Annotated in this window: 11 protein-coding genes; 7 read left to right on the forward strand and 4 right to left on the reverse strand. The window is 73.6% G+C overall.

Annotated features, from left to right (window positions below):
• Positions 1–2: 2 nt before the first annotated feature.
• The 3 genes from JN535_RS13065 to JN535_RS13075 all read left to right on the forward strand — a co-directional run bounded on the left by JN535_RS13065 (position 3) and on the right by JN535_RS13075 (position 4,372).
• Entirely contained in the window at positions 3–767 is a 765-nt protein-coding gene (locus tag JN535_RS13065; protein WP_205205964.1) for an HAD family hydrolase, read from the forward strand.
• Positions 764–3,241 (forward strand): glycoside hydrolase family 65 protein, encoded by a 2,478-nt coding sequence (locus JN535_RS13070; RefSeq protein WP_205205965.1) that lies wholly within the window; start codon positions 764–766, stop codon positions 3,239–3,241. Before JN535_RS13065 ends, JN535_RS13070 begins: the two co-directional genes overlap by 4 nt.
• Positions 3,242–4,159: 918 nt before the next feature.
• Positions 4,160–4,372 (forward strand): hypothetical protein, encoded by a 213-nt coding sequence (locus JN535_RS13075; protein WP_205205966.1) that lies wholly within the window; start codon positions 4,160–4,162, stop codon positions 4,370–4,372.
• Positions 4,373–4,379: 7 nt separating this feature from the next.
• Here the strand turns inward: JN535_RS13075 and JN535_RS13080 are convergent, their stop codons facing one another.
• Positions 4,380–6,593, reverse strand: a complete 2,214-nt coding sequence (locus JN535_RS13080) for a prolyl oligopeptidase family serine peptidase (protein ID WP_205205967.1) — start codon at positions 6,591–6,593, stop codon at positions 4,380–4,382.
• Positions 6,594–6,799: 206 nt separating this feature from the next.
• On the opposite strand from JN535_RS13080, the gene adhE reads away from it, so the two are divergent.
• On the forward strand, positions 6,800–9,538 hold the full coding sequence (gene adhE, locus JN535_RS13085) for a bifunctional acetaldehyde-CoA/alcohol dehydrogenase (RefSeq protein WP_205205968.1): 2,739 nt from the start codon (positions 6,800–6,802) through the stop codon (positions 9,536–9,538).
• 114 nt (positions 9,539–9,652) lie between these two features.
• On the opposite strand, the gene JN535_RS13090 is transcribed toward adhE, so the two are convergent.
• Positions 9,653–10,396, reverse strand: coding sequence for a response regulator transcription factor (locus tag JN535_RS13090; RefSeq protein ID WP_307868682.1), 744 nt, complete (start codon positions 10,394–10,396; stop codon positions 9,653–9,655).
• Positions 10,393–11,616, reverse strand: coding sequence for a sensor histidine kinase (locus tag JN535_RS21280; protein WP_205205969.1), 1,224 nt, complete (start codon positions 11,614–11,616; stop codon positions 10,393–10,395). The genes JN535_RS13090 and JN535_RS21280 overlap by 4 nt, the downstream gene beginning before the upstream one ends.
• Before the next feature lie 196 nt (positions 11,617–11,812).
• Here JN535_RS21280 and JN535_RS13100 point away from each other — a divergent pair, with 196 nt between their 5' ends.
• Positions 11,813–12,394, forward strand: coding sequence for a M15 family metallopeptidase (locus tag JN535_RS13100; RefSeq protein ID WP_205205970.1), 582 nt, complete (start codon positions 11,813–11,815; stop codon positions 12,392–12,394).
• A 17-nt stretch (positions 12,395–12,411) separates the two neighbouring features.
• Here the strand turns inward: JN535_RS13100 and JN535_RS13105 are convergent, their stop codons facing one another.
• Positions 12,412–13,365, reverse strand: coding sequence for an alpha/beta fold hydrolase (locus JN535_RS13105; protein WP_307868683.1), 954 nt, complete (start codon positions 13,363–13,365; stop codon positions 12,412–12,414).
• A 111-nt stretch (positions 13,366–13,476) separates the two neighbouring features.
• Here JN535_RS13105 and JN535_RS13110 point away from each other — a divergent pair, with 111 nt between their 5' ends.
• Complete coding sequence (locus JN535_RS13110) at positions 13,477–14,436, forward strand: helix-turn-helix transcriptional regulator (RefSeq protein ID WP_205205971.1); 960 nt, start codon at positions 13,477–13,479, stop codon at positions 14,434–14,436.
• A 74-nt stretch (positions 14,437–14,510) separates the two neighbouring features.
• Positions 14,511–16,928, forward strand: a complete 2,418-nt coding sequence (gene ligA, locus JN535_RS13115) for an NAD-dependent DNA ligase LigA (protein WP_374100506.1) — start codon at positions 14,511–14,513, stop codon at positions 16,926–16,928.
• The last annotated feature ends 338 nt before the right edge of the window (positions 16,929–17,266 follow it).

Below are 17,266 nucleotides of genomic sequence, written 5' to 3' on the forward strand. Positions count from 1 at the left end.
CCATGCCCGTCCTGCGAGCCGTGCTGTTCGACCTCGACGGCGTGCTCACGCCGACCGCCGAGCTCCACATGCGCGCCTGGGAACGGCTGTTCGCGCCCTACTGCGCCGCGCACGGCCTCGCCCCGTACACCGCCGCGGACTACTTCGCGTCGATCGACGGCAAGCCCCGGTACGACGGCGTCGCGACGTTCCTCGCGTCGCGCGGCGTCGAGCTGCCGCGCGGCGAGGTCACGGACGCGCCCGGCGAGGGGACGGTGTGCGCGCTCGGCAACCGCAAGGACGAGATCGTCAACCGCATGTTCGTCGACGAGGGCATCACGCCCTACCCCGGCTCGGTGCGCTTCCTCGACGCCGTGACCGAGGCGGGCGCCGCCGTCGCGGTCGTGTCGTCGTCGCGCAACACGCCCGCGGTCCTCGCGGCGGCGGGCCTGACCGACCGGTTCCCGGTCGTCGTCGACGGGAACGTCGCGGCCCGCGAGCACATCGCCGGCAAGCCGGCTCCCGACACGTACCTGTACGCGGCGCAGCTCCTCGGCGTCCCGGCCGCCGAGGCTGTCGTCGTGGAGGACGCGCTGTCGGGCGTCCGGGCCGGCGCGGCCGGGGACTTCGGGCTCGTGCTCGGCGTCGACCGCGGCGTGGGCGCGGACGCGCTGCGAGCGCACGGGGCCGACGTCGTCGTTCCCGATCTCGGCGAGCTCGACGCGACGGTCCTCGACCGGCCGCGCGCCGCCGTCGCTGCTCCGGCCGACGAGGAGGCGGGCGCGTGATCCGCAAGACCGCCGACGAGCAGAGCACCGTGGACCGGCTGCGCTTCCCGGCCGAGCCGTGGCGGCTCGTCGAGTCGCAGTTCTCCGCCGAGGACCTCGGGGTGACCGAGACGCTGTTCGCCGTCGCGAACGGCTACCTCGGCATGCGCGGCAACGTCGAGGAGGGGCGGGAGTCCCACTCGCACGGCACGTTCGTCAACGGGTTCCACGAGACCTGGTCGATCCGGCACGCCGAGGAGGCGTACGGGTTCGCGCGCGTCGGGCAGACCATCGTCAACGTCCCGGACGCGAAGGTCATCCGGCTGTACGTCGACGACGAGCCGCTCCTGCTGCCCGTCGCGGACCTCGTGGACTACGAGCGGTCGCTCGACCTGCGCGACGGGGTGCTACGTCGCGAGCTGCTGTGGCGCACGCCGTCGGGCAAGCGCGTGCAGGTCCGCTCCGAGCGCATGGTGTCGTTCGTCGAGCGGCACCTGGCGATCATGACGTTCGAGGTCACGCTGCTCGACGCCGCGGCGCCCGTCGCGATCTCCTCGCAGGTGCTCAACCGGCAGGACGGCCAGGACGAGTACCACGTGCGCGCCGCGTCGCTCGGCGAAGGGTTCGACCCGCGCAAGACCGACCAGTTCTCGGGGCGCGTGCTGCAGCCGCAGTCCCAGTGGGGCGACGACGAGCGGCTCGTGCTCTCCTACCGCGCGACGAACTCGGGCATGACGCTCGCGGTCGCGGCGGACGACCTGCTCGAGACCGAGAACGAGTGGGACGTCCGGACGCAGGTCGACGAGGACCTCGCCAAGCACGTGTTCCGCATCCACGCGGAGCCCGGCCGGCCCATCCGGCTCACCAAGCTCGTCGCGTACCACACGTCGCGCGGCGTACCGTCGCGCGAGCTCGTCGACCGCTGTCGCCGCACGCTCGACCGCGCGCGCGAGACCGGCGTCGAGGCCCAGCTCGCGCTCCAGCGCGGGTGGCTCGACGACTTCTGGGCGCGCTCCGACGTCGAGATCCCCGGCCAGCCGGGCATCCAGCAGGCGGTGCGCTGGAACCTGTTCCAGCTCGCCCAGGCGACGGCCCGCGCGGAGGGCAACGGCGTCCCCGCCAAGGGCCTGACGGGCTCCGGGTACAGCGGGCACTACTTCTGGGACACCGAGATCTACGTCCTGCCCTTCCTGACCTACACGAGCCCCCGGTACGCGCGCAACGCGCTGCGCTTCCGCTACCAGATGCTCGACGCGGCCCGGCGCCGCGCGGCCGAGCTGTCGCAGAAGGGCGCGCTCTTCCCCTGGCGCACGATCAACGGCGAGGAGGCGTCCGCCTACTACGCGGCGGGCACCGCGCAGTACCACATCGACGCGGACGTCAGCTACGCGCTCGTGCAGTACGTGCGCGCGACGGGCGACACCGACTTCCTGCGCCGCGAGGGCGTGGACATCCTCGTCGAGACCGCGCGCATGTGGGAGGACCTCGGGTTCTGGCGCGCCAACGGCGACGACAACTTCCACATCCACGGCGTCACCGGCCCCGACGAGTACACGACCGTCGTCAACGACAACCTCTTCACGAACGTCATGGCGCGGTTCAACCTGCGCGCGGCGGCGTTCGTCGTCGAGCGCATGAAGGCCGAGCACCCCGAGGACTACAAGCGCCTCGTCGACCGGCTCGGGCTCGGCGCGTACGAGGCGGCGGAGTGGGTCCGCGCGGCCGACCACATGTCGATCCCGTACGCCGAGAGCATCGGGATCCACCCGCAGGACTCGCACTTCCTCGAGCGCGAGATCTGGGACCTCGCGCACACCCCCGCGAACAAGCGGCCCCTCCTGCTGCACTACCACCCGCTCGTCATCTACCGCTACCAGGTGCTCAAGCAGGCGGACGTCGTGCTCGCGCTGTTCCTCCAGGGCCAGCACTTCACGGCGGAGGAGAAGCTCGCCGACTTCGAGTACTACGACCCGCTGACCACGGGCGACTCGACGCTGTCCGGCGTCGTGCAGTCGATCGTCGCGGCCGAGGTCGGGTACCACGAGCTCGCGCTCGAGTACTTCGTGTCGTCGCTGTTCGTCGACCTGGCGAACCTCCACGCCAACGCGGCCGACGGCGTGCACGTCGCGTCAGCGGGCGGCACGTGGTCCGCGCTCGCGTGCGGGTTCGGCGGCATGCGCGACTCCGACGGCGAGCTGAGCTTCGACCCGCGCCTGCCGCAGGAGTGGGAGTCGCTGACGTTCCGCGTCCAGTGGAACGGCTCGCGCCTGCGCGTCACGGTGCACCCCGACGCGATCGAGCTCGACGCCGAGACCGGCGACGGCGCGCAGGTCACGGTGCGCGGCGAGAAGGTCAAGGTCGTCCCGGGCGACGTCGTACGCGTCCCGCTCGACGGCCAGGGCCCCGTGCGTCCCGGCCGCCCGAGCCTGCGCGCGCTGTCCGGCAACCGCCGCGACGACGGCACCCTCATCACCGCGACGGTCCCGCACTCCTGACCTCGCGCCGAGGGAGAACCCTGGCCTGCCGAAGTAGGACCGTGGTCGCGCGAGGTAGAACCGTGGTTGCGCGAGGTAGAGCCGTGGTTGTTTCCTGGCCGACGGCGGTCTGGTCGCCTGGGGTGGTCGGGGTGGGTGGTGGTGCCGCGTCTACCATCCGCCGCTCGTTCCTCGCGGCTCCCGCCAGGCCCGCCACGACGCGGCACCACCACCCACCCCGACCGGCTTCGACCCACCCTGGTCTTGGCCCACCTCGGGCGACCGCCCGCGGTGCCGGTTCGCCTCGCTGCGGCGTGCCCTCGGGACGTCCGGCGGCGTCCGCGGGCTGGACCGACGTGCCAAGGCCCAGGGCCGATGCGAGCCCAGGGCGGGGCGGTGCCTCAGGTGCATCGCGGGCCCGGGTCGGACGGTGACCCAGGTGCGCTGCGGGGCCCGGGCGGGGGCGAGCGCCCCGCTGGTGCGTCGCGGTCCCCTGACACGGTCGGGTCGCCCGGCTCGGCCAGCCGGGTCCGCCTGGTCGATCCGACAGGCCGCGCGGTCCGACCCGGGAGGCTCGCCGCTCCCGGCCTCGCGAGCGACCGGGGCGCCGTCCGCGAGCCCGTCGCCTCGGGGCCGCGACACCGACGACGGCGGGCGAGCGACCGTCGTCGGGCACGACGACGCTTGGGTGACTCGGCAGCACGGGCCGCCGACCGCCGTCGAACACGGTGACCACCGTTCTACCTCGGGCGACCACAGTTCTACTCGGGCGACCAGGGTTCTACCTCGCGCGACCAGAGTTCTACCTCGGCCGACCACGGTGCTACCCCGGCAGTCCGGTGGGGGGCGCAGGAACTCCCAGGAACGTCCCCGTGTCGCCCCCGAACGCGCTGCGACGGCGGTGGGGACCTGGAGGTCGCCAACAACAGCGGGGAGGACGTGACCGTCCGGACCGGGGACGAGAAGTCGGAGGTCGACGGGGGCGGTGGGGTCGTGTTCCTCGACTACGGCGGCACGCCGGGTGACGTGACGGTCGTGCGGGCGTCGGGCGTCGAGGAGGTCGTGGACGGGCCCGTGTGCCCGGACGAGAGGATCGTGGTCCGCGACGACGAGGTGGTCCTGGTCCCCGTCGTCGCGGACGACGACTCCTGAGCGGGCGTCAGCCGAGGCGCTCGGCGAGGAAGCGGTAGTGCACCGCGGCCATGTACGCCGCCTGGGCGTTGTTCGCGGCGCCGCCGTGGCCGCCCTCGATGTTCTCGTAGTACGTGACGTCCTTGCCCTCGCCGAGCATCTTCGCGGCGAGCTTGCGCGCGTGGCCGGGGTGGACGCGATCGTCCTTGGTCGACGTCGTGAACAGCACCGGCGGGTACTCGCGCTCGGCGTCGAACAGGTGGTACGGCGAGAAGGTGCGGATGAACTCCCACTGCTCCGGGTCGTCCGGGTCGCCGTACTCCGCTGCCCACGAGGCCCCGGCGAGGAGCTTGGTGTACCGGCGCATGTCGAGCAGCGGGACGCCGACGATCACGGCGCCGAAGAGCTCGGGGTACTGCGTGAGCATGTTGCCCGCGAGGAGGCCGCCGTTGGAGCGGCCCTCCATGCCGAGGTGCTCGTGGGTCGTGATCCCGCGGGCCACGAGGTCGCGCGCGACGGCGGCGAAGTCCTCGTACGCGCGGTGCCGGTTCGCCTTGAGCGCGGCCTGGTGCCAGGCGGGGCCGTACTCGCCTCCGCCGCGGATGTTCGCCACGACGTAGACGCCGCCGCGCGAGAGCCAGGCTCGGCCCAGGGCGCCCGAGTACGCGGGCGTGAGCGAGATCTCGAAGCCGCCGTACCCGTAGAGCAGCGTCGGTGCCGCGCCGTCGCCCTCGCCCGAGACGAGGTCCGCGCGGCCCACGACGAAGTAGGGCACGCGCGTGCCGTCGTCGGACGTGGCGAAGTGCTGGGCGACGGTCATGCCGTCGGCGTCGAAGAACGCAGGGTTGGACTTGACGACCTCCGGCGCGCGCGCCTCGTCCGGACGCTCGCCGAGCGACAGGAGGGAGAGCGTCGTGGGCGTGAGGTAGTCCGTCGTGACGAGCCACAGGTCGTCGGAGTCGACGGGGTCGACCGCGCCGACGGCGACCGTGCCGAGCTCGGGCAGGCCGGGGATCTCGGAGCGCACCCACGGCGCGTCGGCGGGCTCCGTCCCGGCGGTGTCTCCCGCGCCGCCCGACGCGTCCGGCGGCGTCAGCACGTGCAGGCGGTTCTTCACGTCCTCGAGCACGTTGACCACGAGGTGGTGGCGCGTCCACGTGGCACCCGCGAGCGACGTCGTCGCCGTGGGCTCGAACAGCACGGTGAAGCCGCGGTCGCCCGCGAGGAAGTCGTCGAACCGCGCCACGAGCAGCGAGCCCGCGCGGTACGTCGCGCCGCCGACCGTCCAGTCGTCGCGCAGCTCGACGAGCATCCACTCGCGCCGCACGCCGACCTCGGCCGAGTCGGGCACGTCGATCTTCGTCAGGCGCTGCTCGGGCGTGCCCGGGTGCTCGGCGAGGTAGAGCTCGTCGGAGTAGAACGCCTTGGAGCGGTGCACGAAGTCGCGCTCGAACCCGGGCGTGTGCGAGCGCCAGGCGGAGATGTACATGTCCTCGTCGGTGCCCTCGTAGACCGTCACGGCGTCGTCGAGCGGCGTGCCGCGCGTCCACCGCTTGACCACGCGCGGGTACCCGGACGGCGTGAGCGTGCCCTCGCCGAAGTCGGTGAACACGTAGACGGTGTCGGGGTCGATCCACCCGAGCGAGCCCTTGGCCTCCGCGCGGAAGAACCCACCGTCCTCGGGGGCGACGAACCGCTTCTCGACGAGGTCGAACTCGCGCGTGACGTCGGCGTCGGAGCCGCCGGGGGAGAGCTCGACGAGCGCGTGGCGCCACGGCTCGCCCGCGGCGAGCTGCTCCGGCGTCGGGCGCAGGACGCTCGCGCCGTGCCAGACCCACGACTCGCCCTCGGACGCGGCGAGCGCGTCGAGGTCGAGCACGGTCTCCCACTCGGGGTCGTCGGTGCGGTAGGACTCGAGCGTCGTGCGACGCCAGAGGCCGCGCTCGTGCTGCGCGTCGCGCCAGAAGTTGTAGTACCGGTCCCCGATCTTCGAGACCTCCGGGATCTTGGCGTCGGAGTCGAGCACCTCGCGGATCGCGCGCTCCGTCGTGGCGAACTCCTCCGCCACCTCGAGCGTGTCGGCGACCTCGGCGTTGCGGGCGCGGACCCAGGCGAGGGCCTCGTCGCCGTCGACGGACTCGAGCCAGAGGTACGGGTCGTGGGGTGCGCCGTCGTCGGGGAGCGCGGTCCCGGCGGGGTTCTGGGGCGCGGGCGCAGGGCTGGTCGTCTGCTCGGCGGTCATGGTCCCCCACCCTACGGCGGGGCGGGCGGTGGTGCGGAGGTCACCGGGGGGCAGGGACCTTGGACCTCGAACGGTCTCCGGGCCTTGTCCCACCCCGCGACTTGTGAAAACCTTCACAAGTAGAGACCGCTGAAGGAGCCGGGGCAATCCGGTCCCGGCAGCACCCGCGGCCGACGCCCGGCCCGACCGGGCACCGGAGGGGACGCATGAGCGCGAGGAGCGCCGCCACGAAGGTCGAGACCCGTACCGAGGACACCCGCACGACGCAGGAGATCGACGTCCTCGTCGAGCGAGCCCGCAAGGCGCTCGACCAGTACATGAGCCTGACGCAGGAGGACGTCGACCGCATCGTCCTCAAGGCGTCCGTCGCCGGCCTGCACCAGCACGGCCACCTCGCGCAGATGGCCGTCGCGGAGACCGGGCGCGGCGTGTTCGAGGACAAGGCGACCAAGAACATCTTCGCGTGCGAGCACGTGCCCAACTCGATGGCGAACCTCAGGACGGTCGGCATCATCGGTCGCGACGAGCTCACGGGCGTCGTGGAGATCGCCGAGCCCGTGGGCGTGGTGTGCGCCGTGACGCCGGTGACCAACCCGACGTCGACCACGATCTTCAAGTCGCTCATCGCGCTCAAGACGCGCAACCCCGTCGTGTTCGCGTTCCACCCGAGCGCGCAGCGCTCGTCGGTCGAGGCGGCCCGCATCGTGCGCGACGCCGCGGTGGCGGCGGGCGCGCCCGACGACTGCATCCAGTGGGTCGAGCACCCCTCGATCGAGGCGACCAGCACGCTCATGCACCACCCGGGCGTGGCGCTCATCCTCGCGACGGGCGGCAACGGCATGGTCCGCGCGGCCTACTCGGCAGGCAAGCCGGCGCTCGGCGTCGGCGCGGGCAACGTCCCGGCCTACGTCGAGAGGAGCGCCGACCTCGGCCGCGCGATCAACGACGTCGTCATGTCCAAGGCGTTCGACAACGGTATGGTCTGCGCGTCGGAGCAGGCGCTCATCCTCGACGACGTGATCTACGACGACGCGATGCGCGAGCTGGCCCGTCTGCACGCCTACCGCGCGACGCCCGCCGAGAAGGCGATGCTCGAGCGGCTGATCTTCGGGGTCGAGGCGAGCGGGACGAACTGCGCCGGCGCGAGGCTCAATCCGAAGGTCGTCGGCAAGTCGCCCGTGTGGATCGCGCGCGAGGCCGGCTTCGAGGTTCCCGACGACACGTCGATCATCCTCGCGGAGATCGACGACGTCGGCCCGCAGGAGCCGCTGAGCCGCGAGAAGCTCACGCCCGTCCTCGCGGTGCTGCGCGCGCGGGACACCGAGCACGGCGTCCGCCTCGCGGAGCGCATGGTCGAGCTCGACGGCCTGGGCCACTCGGCCGCGATCCACACGTCCGACGAGGCGCTCGTCGAGCGCTACGGGTCGCGCGTCAAGGCCGTGCGCGTGCTGTGGAACAGCCCGACGTCGCTCGGCGGCATCGGCGACATCTACAACGCGCTGCTCCCGTCGCTCACGCTCGGGTGCGGCAGCTACGGCGCGAACTCGGTGTCGAACAACGTCTCGGCGGTCAACCTCATCAACGTCAAGCGGATCGGGCGGCGCAACAACAACATGCAGTGGTTCAAGGTGCCCGCCAAGACGTACTTCGAGCCGAACTCGATCCAGTACCTCGCGCAGATGCGCGACGTGCACCGCGTCACGATCGTCACCGACAAGGTGATGAGCCGCATCGGCGTCGTCGACCGCGTGCTCGACGTCCTCGCCCGCCGCGAGGAGAAGGTCGCGATCCAGATTATCGACGGGGTCGAGCCGGAGCCGAGCGTCGGCACGGTCGACCGCGGCGCCGAGTCGATGCGCGACTTCGAGCCCGACACGATCATCGCGATCGGCGGCGGCTCGCCGATGGACGCCGCCAAGGTCATGTGGCTGCGGTACGAGCACCCGGAGATCGAGTTCTCCGACATGCGGGAGAAGTTCTTCGACGTGCGCAAGCGCGCGTACAAGTTCCCGGAGCTCGGGGGCAGGGCGAAGCTCGTGTGCATCCCGACGTCGTCGGGCACCGGCGCGGAGGTGACGCCGTTCGCGGTCATCACCGACCCGGAGACGGGCTTCAAGTACCCGCTCGCGGACTACGCGCTCACTCCGACCGTCGCCATCGTCGACCCCGTGCTCACGGAGACCATGCCGGCCAGGCTCGCGGCCGACTCCGGCTTCGACGCCCTCACGCACGCGACCGAGGCGTTCGTCTCCGTCTACGCGAACGACTTCACCGACGGGCTGTGCCTGCAGGCGATCAAGCTGGTCTTCGAGAACCTCGAGGCCTCGGTGACACGGGGCGACCCGAAGGCGCGCTCGACGATGCACAACGCGGCGACCATCGCGGGCATGGCGTTCGGCTCGGCGATGCTCGGCATCGTCCACGCCATGGCGCACACCGTGGGGTCGACGTTCCACCTCGTGCACGGGCGCACCAACGCGGTGCTCCTGCCGCACGTGATCCGCTACAACGGGCAGGTGCCCACGAAGCTCACGAGCTGGCCCAAGTACGAGCGCTACGTGGCCCCGGAGCGGTTCCAGGAGATCGCGAAGCACCTCGGCCTGCCGGCCTCCACCCCCGAGGAGGGAGTCGAGTCGTACGCGACGGCGGTCGAGGAGCTGCGCGCGAGGGTGGGCATCGAGCCCACGTTCGCCGCGCAGGGAGTCGACGAGCGGGCGTTCCTGAGCCGTCTCGACGACCTCGCGCTCCGGTCGTTCGAGGACCAGTGCGCACCCGCGAACCCGCGGATGCCGGTCCTGGAGGACATGCGCGACATCCTCGTCGCGGCCTACCGCGGCAGCAGCCGCGAGGCCGTGCGCGCGGAGCGCCTCGCGGCCCACGAGGTCGCAGGTGCCGAGGACGGGCAGGCGGCGACCCCGCCCGCCGAGACCGTGGCGGCCGGCTGACGCGACCGGCGAAGGGACCGACCCCACGAGAACCCGGAGCCCGACGGCGCGAGTCCCCTTCCGCCGTCGGGCTCCGTGCGTCCCTCCGTGCGTCCCTCGTGCGTCCCGGCGGCGTCAGTCGCGCGTCCCCGGGCGTACGAGCCCGGCCTCGTACGCGAGGATGACGAGCTGCACGCGGTTGGTCAGCCCGACCTTGGTGAGCAGCGAGCGCACGTGGCTCTTCACGGTCGCCTCGCTGAGGTGCAGCTCCGCGCCGATCTCGCGGTTCGACAGCCCGCGCGCGACGGCGAGCAGCACCTCGCGCTCGCGGGGTGTCGCGGCGTCCAGCCCGGTCACGGGCGCGCCGGTCGCGGCGGCCTCCGGCCCGAGCGGCGCCGTCCGTGCGAGCTCGACGTACGTCGAGATGATGCGCCCGGTGACGGCCGGGTCCAGCAGCGAGTCGCCCGCGCGGACGCGGTGCACGGCGTCGACGAGCGTCTGCGGGTCCGCGTCCTTGAGGAGGAACCCGGCCGCCCCGGCGCGCAGCGCGCCGTACACGTACTCGTCGTCGTCGAAGGTCGTCAGGACGAGCGTGCGCACGTCCGCGAGCTCGGGATCGGCGACGAGGCGCGCGGTCGCCTCGATGCCGTCGAGACGCGGCATGCGCACGTCCATGAGCACGACGTCGGGACGCAGCGCGCGCGCCATCGCCACCGCGGTCTCGCCGTCCCCGGCCTCGCCGACCACCGTGACGTCCGGCTCGTTGTCGAGGATCATGCGCAGACCGAGCCGGATCGTCGACTGGTCGTCCACGACGACGACGCGCACCGGCCCGAGCGCGTGGTCGTCCCCGGTCGTGGCGGGCTGCGTCGTGCTCACGCCCCCTCCCGGGGGATGCGCGCCTCGACGGTCCAGCCGCCGCGCCCGTCCGGCCCGGCGGACAGCTCGCCCCCGGCGGCGAGCGCGCGCTCGCGCATGGAGGTCAGTCCGTGCCCCTGGCGCCCCTCGGTGCTCGGCAGGGGAGGGCCCGGGTCGTGGACACGCAGGCGCAGGTCGGGCGCGTCGTCGGTCAGCGTCACGGTGACGTCGCAGGCGAGCGAGTGGAGCAGCACGTTGGTCAGGGCCTCCTGGGCGATGCGGACGACGGCGAGGCCGGACTCGGCGCTCGTCGTCGGCCAGGGGCGGGGGATCGTGAGGTCGACGTCGCGGCCTGCGTCGCGCAGGCGGCGAGCGGCAGCGCGGAGCTCGTCGGGCGCGCGGGCGCCGTCGGGCGTCGGGGCGAGGGCCGCCGTCCCGCCGTCGTCCTCGGCGCCGCGGCGCAGCACCTGCACGACCGAGCGCATCGCGGTGAGCGCCTGCTTGCCCTCGTCGCTGATCCAGCGCACGGCCTCGGCGGGAGCCTCGGGCCGGTTCGCCGCGACGCGGTCCGCGGCCTGCGCCCGCACGACGATCGCGGACATGTGGTGCGCGACGACGTCGTGCAGCTCGCGCGCGATCCGCGTGCGCTCGGCGAGCACCGCGCGCTCGGCGAGCTCGGCCTGGAGCGCCTGGAGCTCGGCGTTGCGCTCGCGCAGCCGCTCGGACGTCAGCGCGAGGCGGCGGAAGAAGTAGCCCGCCGCGACCGCGCCCAGGACGAGCGCGAGAGCGAGGAGCACGTCCGACGGCGACCGGGCGAGCCCGACCCACTGCGGGAAGAAGGGCGCCGGGGGGAACGTCAGGTGCGGGCGCTCCGCGAGCTGCGTCGCGAACGCCGAGAGACCTCCCGCGAGGCCGGCGAGCGCCCACGGGACGGCGCCCGAGCGGGTCGCGGCGAACCCCGCGACCAGGAGCGGCAGGAGCTCGAACGGCGTCTGCATGGTCCACGGCAGGGCCAGGGGGTAGAGCATCGCCGTCGCCCAGAAGAGCGGCCCCGGCACGACCCGGCGCAGGGCGAGGGTCAGGACGATCCACAGCCCCGCCACGCGGTACGACTCGGGGTGGCGGGGATACCAGTAGTCGCCGCTCTCCATCACCGTGATGGTCGCGAACCACACGAGTCCCGCGGCGAGCGCGGTCGTGAGGTCCTGCGCCCACGCGGGCAGCCGGGAGAACGAGGGCACCCGTCCACGGTAGCCGGGGCCCGGTCCGCGCGGCACCGCCCAGGGTGGGAGGGCGCGCCACCGGTCCTCCGCCCTGGGGCGGAACGGCGTCGGGCCGGGGGCGGACCTCGCGGCGCGCCCGTGCGCCGGACGGCGGGGGCCAGGAGTCGCCGTCGGGCCGAGGCGACGACGTGGCGCCGCGGGCGAGCCTCGACGCATGACCACGACACCCTTGCGCCCCGTCCGCCCCGCCCGCCACGTCCCGGGTCGTCCCGGACCCCGACGCGTCGCCCGCGCCGTGGTCGGGATCCTCGTCGTCGGAGGGCTCGGCGCCGTGGGGGCGCTCACGTACCTCACCGTGACGACGCGCGACGGCGGCGCCGTCGCCGACCCGTCGCCCACGCCGCGCCCGCAGACCGCGACCGGGCTCGACCCGGAGCTCGAGCGGCGCTTCGACGCGGCGCGCGCCGCGGCGGACGCCGACGGGGTCGAGCTCACCCTCACGTCCGGGTGGCGCACCGCCGCCGAGCAGCAGGAGCTCGTCGACGCGGCGCTGGAGCGCTACGGGTCGGCGGAGGAGGCGCACCGGTGGGTGCTCCCGCCCGAGTCGTCCGAGCACGTCGCGGGCCTCGCGATCGACGTCGGGCCGACGGACGGCGCGCTGTGGCTCGAGCAGCACGGCGCGGAGTTCGGCCTGTGCCGCACGTACGCGAACGAGCTGTGGCACTTCGAGGCCGCGACCGAGCCCGGCGGCACGTGCCCGCCGATGCACGAGGACGCGTCCCACGGCTGGGAGTGATCGCCCGGCGGCCGGGGTCACGACCCCTCCGTGGACCCCTGCCGCCGGAGCCAGTCGAGGAGAAGGCGGGTGGTCTCCTGCGGCAGCTCCTGCTGGATCCAGTGGCCGCAGTCCAGCTCCACGACCTCGACGCGCGGGACGAACGCCTCGAGGTTCGGGGCCCTCATGACCGTGTCCCGCGCGCCGTAGACCATCAGCGCGCGCTGGCGGACGATCGGGTCGACCTCCCTCATCAGCTCCCAGTTGCGGTCCACGTTGCGGTACCAGTTCACGCTCGGGGTGAACCCCGACGCCTCGAACGCGTCGACGAACACCGCCAGCTCGGCGTCGCTCATCACCGGCTCCCCGCGCGGGGTCTCCGCGTGGGCGAGGTCGAGGAGCCACGTGCCCGCCTCCGGCTCGGCCGCGGGCTCGCTCGTGCGGTACAGGTTGCGCAGGAACCGGTGGACGTTCGCGTCGAACACGGCGTCCGCCACGCCCGGCTGACGGTTGAAGTGGACGAAGTACGAGTCGCTGCCGACGACCGCCTCGATGAACGCGAGGGGCGGCACGTCGCCGCGCTCCATGTACGGCACGCTGAGCGCGACCACCGTGTTCACGCGGGTCGGGTGCAGCACCGCGGCGCTCCACACCACGTTCGCGCCCCAGTCGTGGCCCACGAACGTCGCGTCCTCGTACCCGTAGTGGTCCAGGAGGCCGACGAGGTCGCCGGTCAGGTGCACGACGTCGTAGTCGGTGACCTCGGCGGGGCGGGACGACCTGCCGAAGCCCCGCTGGTTGGGGGCGATGACGTGATGGCCGGCGGCCGCGAGCGCCGCCATCTGGTGGCGCCACGAGAACGCCAGCTCCGGCCAGCCGTGGCAGAGGACGACGGGCCGGCCGGCGTTCTGCTGCCCCGCCTCGAAGACCTCGAGCTCGATGCCGTTGACGGCGACCATGGTCGGTTCGGGAAAGTCGATGGCGTGTGACACGGTGCGGTCCTTCCGGTGACGTGCCGATGCGCGTGGTGCGGCGATCGATCGGTGCGACCGTACGGACCATCGCGGACAGGGGATGTCCGTGGTGCGCGGGAGGCTGTGACCATGTCGACGGATCCCACCGGCCGCGCGCTCGCGCTGCTCTCGCTGCTCCAGACCCACCGGTTCTGGCCCGGCGCGGAGCTCGCCCGGAGGCTCGACGTGACCGAGCGGACCGTGCGCCGCGACGTCGGCCGCCTCCGGGGTCTCGGCTATCCCGTCGCGGCCACCTCGGGCAGGTACGGGGGCTACCGTCTCGAGTCCGGCGCGCACCTGCCACCCCTCGTGGTCGACGACGACGAGGCCGTCGCGCTCGCGGTCGGTCTCGGCTGTGCCGCGGTCGCCGCCGTCGAGGGCATGGAGGAGACGTCGCTGCGGGCCCTCGCCAAGGTCGAGAGCCTGCTGCCGCACCGGCTCCGCCGGCGGGTGGCAGCGTTGCACGGCAGCATCACGCCCGTGCCGTCGCCGCCCGGCGACGACGTGGTCGACCCCGGGGCGCTCAGCGTGCTCGCGGCGGCGTGCCGCGACCACGAGCTCGTCCGCTTCCCGTACCGCGCCGGCGACGGCAGCCCCACCCGACGGCTGGTCGAGCCGCACCGGCTCGTCCCCGCCGACCGCCGCTGGTACCTCGTCGCGTGGGACCGGGACCGCGACGACTGGCGGACGTTCCGGCTCGACCGGGTCGCACGTCCGCAGGCGACCGGGGGACGCTTCACGCCCCGCGAGATCCCCCGCGGTGGCGCGGCCTCGTTCGTCGCCCACGCCGTCGGCGCGGTCCCGCGGGAGCGCGTCGCCACCCTCGTCCTGGGCACCGAGCCCGAGGTGCTGCGGTGGGTGGACCACGAGGTGGTCGACGCCGCGTCGGGGGCCGTGACGGTCCAGATCCGTGGTGAGGACGTCGGGCGGCTGGCCCTGACGGTCGCCCGCCTGGCTCTCACCACCCCCGTGCGCGTGGTCGAGCCCGACGACCTCGCGGGCGCCGTCGAGCGCCTCGCCTCCCACCTCGCGCACCGGCGTCGGCCCTGAGCGAGGCGACCCCGTGCTGGGCGCGCCCGCCGGGGAGGGCGGCGGATGTCGGCGGTCCGCGCGATGATGTGCGGGTGAGCGAGAGCACCCCCGCGACGGCCGCCCCGACCACCCCGACCGTGACGGACGAGGAGGTCCCCGCGGCCACGTCCGCCGCCGAGCTCGACGAGGCCGCCGCGCAGCGGCGCTGGGCCGAGCTCGTCTCCCAGGTCGAGGCCGACCAGCGCGCGTACTACGAGGAGGACCAGCCGGTCTCCTCGGACGCCGAGTACGACGCCCGCATGCACGAGCTCCAGGCGCTCGAGGCGGCGCACCCCGCCCTCCAGTCGCCCGAGTCGCCGACGCAGCGGGTCGGGGGCCGGGCCGCGGCGGGCTTCGCGACGGTCCAGCACCTCGAGCCGATGCTGTCGCTCGACAACGCGTTCAGCGAGGAGGACCTCGCGGCGTGGGCGGCGCGCGTGCACCGCGACCTCGGCGTGGCCGCCGACGCCGAGGTGGACTACCTGTGCGAGGTGAAGATCGACGGCCTCGCCATCGCCCTGCTCTACGAGAAGGGCCGGCTCGTCCGGGCGGCCACGCGCGGCGACGGGCGCACGGGCGAGGACGTGTCCGCGAACGTGCGGACGATCGAGAGCATCCCGCAGCGCCTCGGCGGTGACCCGGCGACCCACCCTGACGTCATCGAGATCCGCGGCGAGGTCTTCATGGGCGTCGCGGACTTCGCCGCGCTCAACGAGAAGCTCGTCGCCGCAGGCCAGGCGCCGTACGCGAACCCGCGCAACACGGCGGCCGGGTCGCTGCGGCAGAAGGACCCCGCCGTCACCGCGAGCCGCAACCTGCGCATGTACGCGCACGGCGTCGGCGCGCTCCAGTGGGAGGCGGGCGAGCACGCCGAGCTCGCCAGGCAGTCCGACGCGTACGACCTGTTCGAGCAGTGGGGCGTGCCCGTCTCGCCCCACAACCGGGTGGTGAGCGGCCTCGACGAGGTGATGGAGCGCATCGCCTACTTCGGCGAGCACCGCCACGACATCGAGCACGAGCTCGACGGGATCGTCGTCAAGGTCGACGAGCTCGCGCTCCAGCGGCGGCTCGGTGCCACGAGCCGCGCGCCCCGGTGGGCCATCGCCTACAAGTACCCGCCGGAGGAGGTCAACACGCGGCTGCTCGCGATCCAGGTCGGCGTGGGCCGCACGGGCCGCGCGACCCCGTACGCCGTCATGGAGCCGGTCAAGGTCGCGGGCAGCACGGTGCGCCAGGCGACCCTGCACAACCAGGACGTGGTCCGGGCGAAGGGCGTGCGCATCGGCGACATGGTCGTGCTGCGCAAGGCGGGCGACGTCATCCCCGAGATCCTGGGCCCGGTCGCGGCGCTCGCGGACGACGGCTACCCGCGCGAGGACTTCGTCATGCCGGCGGACTGCCCGGAGTGCGGCACGCCGCTGCGCCCCATGAAGGAGGGCGACGTCGACCTGCGCTGCCCCAACGCCGAGTCGTGCCCCGCCCAGGTGCGTGGCCGGGTCGAGCACATCGGCTCGCGCGGGGGACTCGACGTCGAGGTGCTCGGCGAGGTGACGGCGGCGGCGCTCACGCAGCCCCTCGAGCCCGCCGAGCCGCCGCTGCGCACGGAGGCCGGGCTGTTCGAGCTGAGCGTCGACCAGCTCGTGCCGATCCGGGTCGTCGTGCGCGACTCCGAGACGGGCCTCCCGCGCGAGTACGACGGCACCGGCGAACCCGCCGAGATCACGATGCCCGACGGCTCGACCGCGACGGTCAAGTCCGTGTGGCCGTTCCGCAAGAAGCGCAAGCTCTCCAAGGCGGCGGAGCGCGAGGCGATCGAGGCGGGAGAGCCGCTGTTCGAGGCGTCGACGAACGCGACGAAGCTGGTCGAGGAGCTCGAGCTGGCCAAGACGAAGGACCTGTGGCGGATCCTCGTGAGCCTCAACATCCGGCACGTCGGCCCGGTCGCGGCGCGCGCCCTCGCGGACTGGTTCGGCTCTCTCGACGCGATCCGCGCGGCGTCCCGCGACGAGCTCGCTGCGGTCGAGGGCGTGGGCCCGGTGATCGCGGACCAGGTCGTCGAGTGGTTCACGGTCGACTGGCACGTCGAGATCGTCGACCGCTGGCGCGCCGCGGGCGTGCGGTTCGACATCCCGGGCCACCCGGGACCCGGTGCGCGCCAGGAGCCCACCGGCCCGCTCGCCGGGCTGACGGTCGTCGTCACGGGATCGCTCGAGGGCTTCAGCCGCGACGGCGCCAAGGAGGCCGTGATCGCGGCGGGCGGCAAGGCGTCGGGCTCGGTGTCGAAGAAGACGGACTACGTGGTCGTCGGCGCGAACGCGGGCTCGAAGGAGACCAAGGCTCGCGAGCTCGGCCTGCCGATCCTCGACGAGGAGGGCTTCGTCGCACTGCTCGCCGGCGGCCCGGACGCCGTGGTCGACCGCGTGCGCACCGGTGACGCGTCCGGTGAGGAGCCGGCGGGCGCGGACGGCTGACCCGCGCGACGAGCCGCGGCTCGGCGCGCACGTGGGAGATCCCTACCCGACGGGCGGCCACCGGTGGCGCTCGACGAGGTCGCGGTGCGCGCCGAGCACGTCACCGGCCAGCCGTCGCGCCGCACCCCACCCCGACTCGCCGGCCGCGGCGCGCACGTCACCCCGGCATCCGACGACGCGAGCACGACGACGCCGTCGACCCCCGCGCGCGCCGCGCCGTCCACGAGGGCGGCGAGCGCGTCGAGGTCCGGCGTGTCGGCGGCGGTGAGCGGCGTGACGGGACAGGCGAGGAGGTCGTGGAACGAGGTCACGCGCCGAGTGCAGGGAACGCGGCGGGC

Origin of the sequence: Cellulosimicrobium cellulans, from assembly GCF_016921195.1 — a bacterium.
Lineage (GTDB): Bacteria > Actinomycetota > Actinomycetes > Actinomycetales > Cellulomonadaceae > Cellulosimicrobium > Cellulosimicrobium cellulans_F.

Excerpts from the sequence above, each read along its gene's own strand:
- JN535_RS13065 (WP_205205964.1), top strand. The coding sequence starts at position 3 with ATGCCCGTCCTGCGAGCCGTGCTGTTCGACCTCGACGGCGTGCTCACG.
- adhE (WP_205205968.1), top strand. The coding sequence starts at position 6,800 with ATGAGCGCGAGGAGCGCCGCCACGAAGGTCGAGACCCGTACCGAGGAC.
- JN535_RS13100 (WP_205205970.1), top strand. The coding sequence starts at position 11,813 with ATGACCACGACACCCTTGCGCCCCGTCCGCCCCGCCCGCCACGTCCCG.
- JN535_RS13110 (WP_205205971.1), top strand. The coding sequence starts at position 13,477 with ATGTCGACGGATCCCACCGGCCGCGCGCTCGCGCTGCTCTCGCTGCTC.
- JN535_RS13080 (WP_205205967.1), bottom strand. The coding sequence starts at position 6,593 with ATGACCGCCGAGCAGACGACCAGCCCTGCGCCCGCGCCCCAGAACCCC.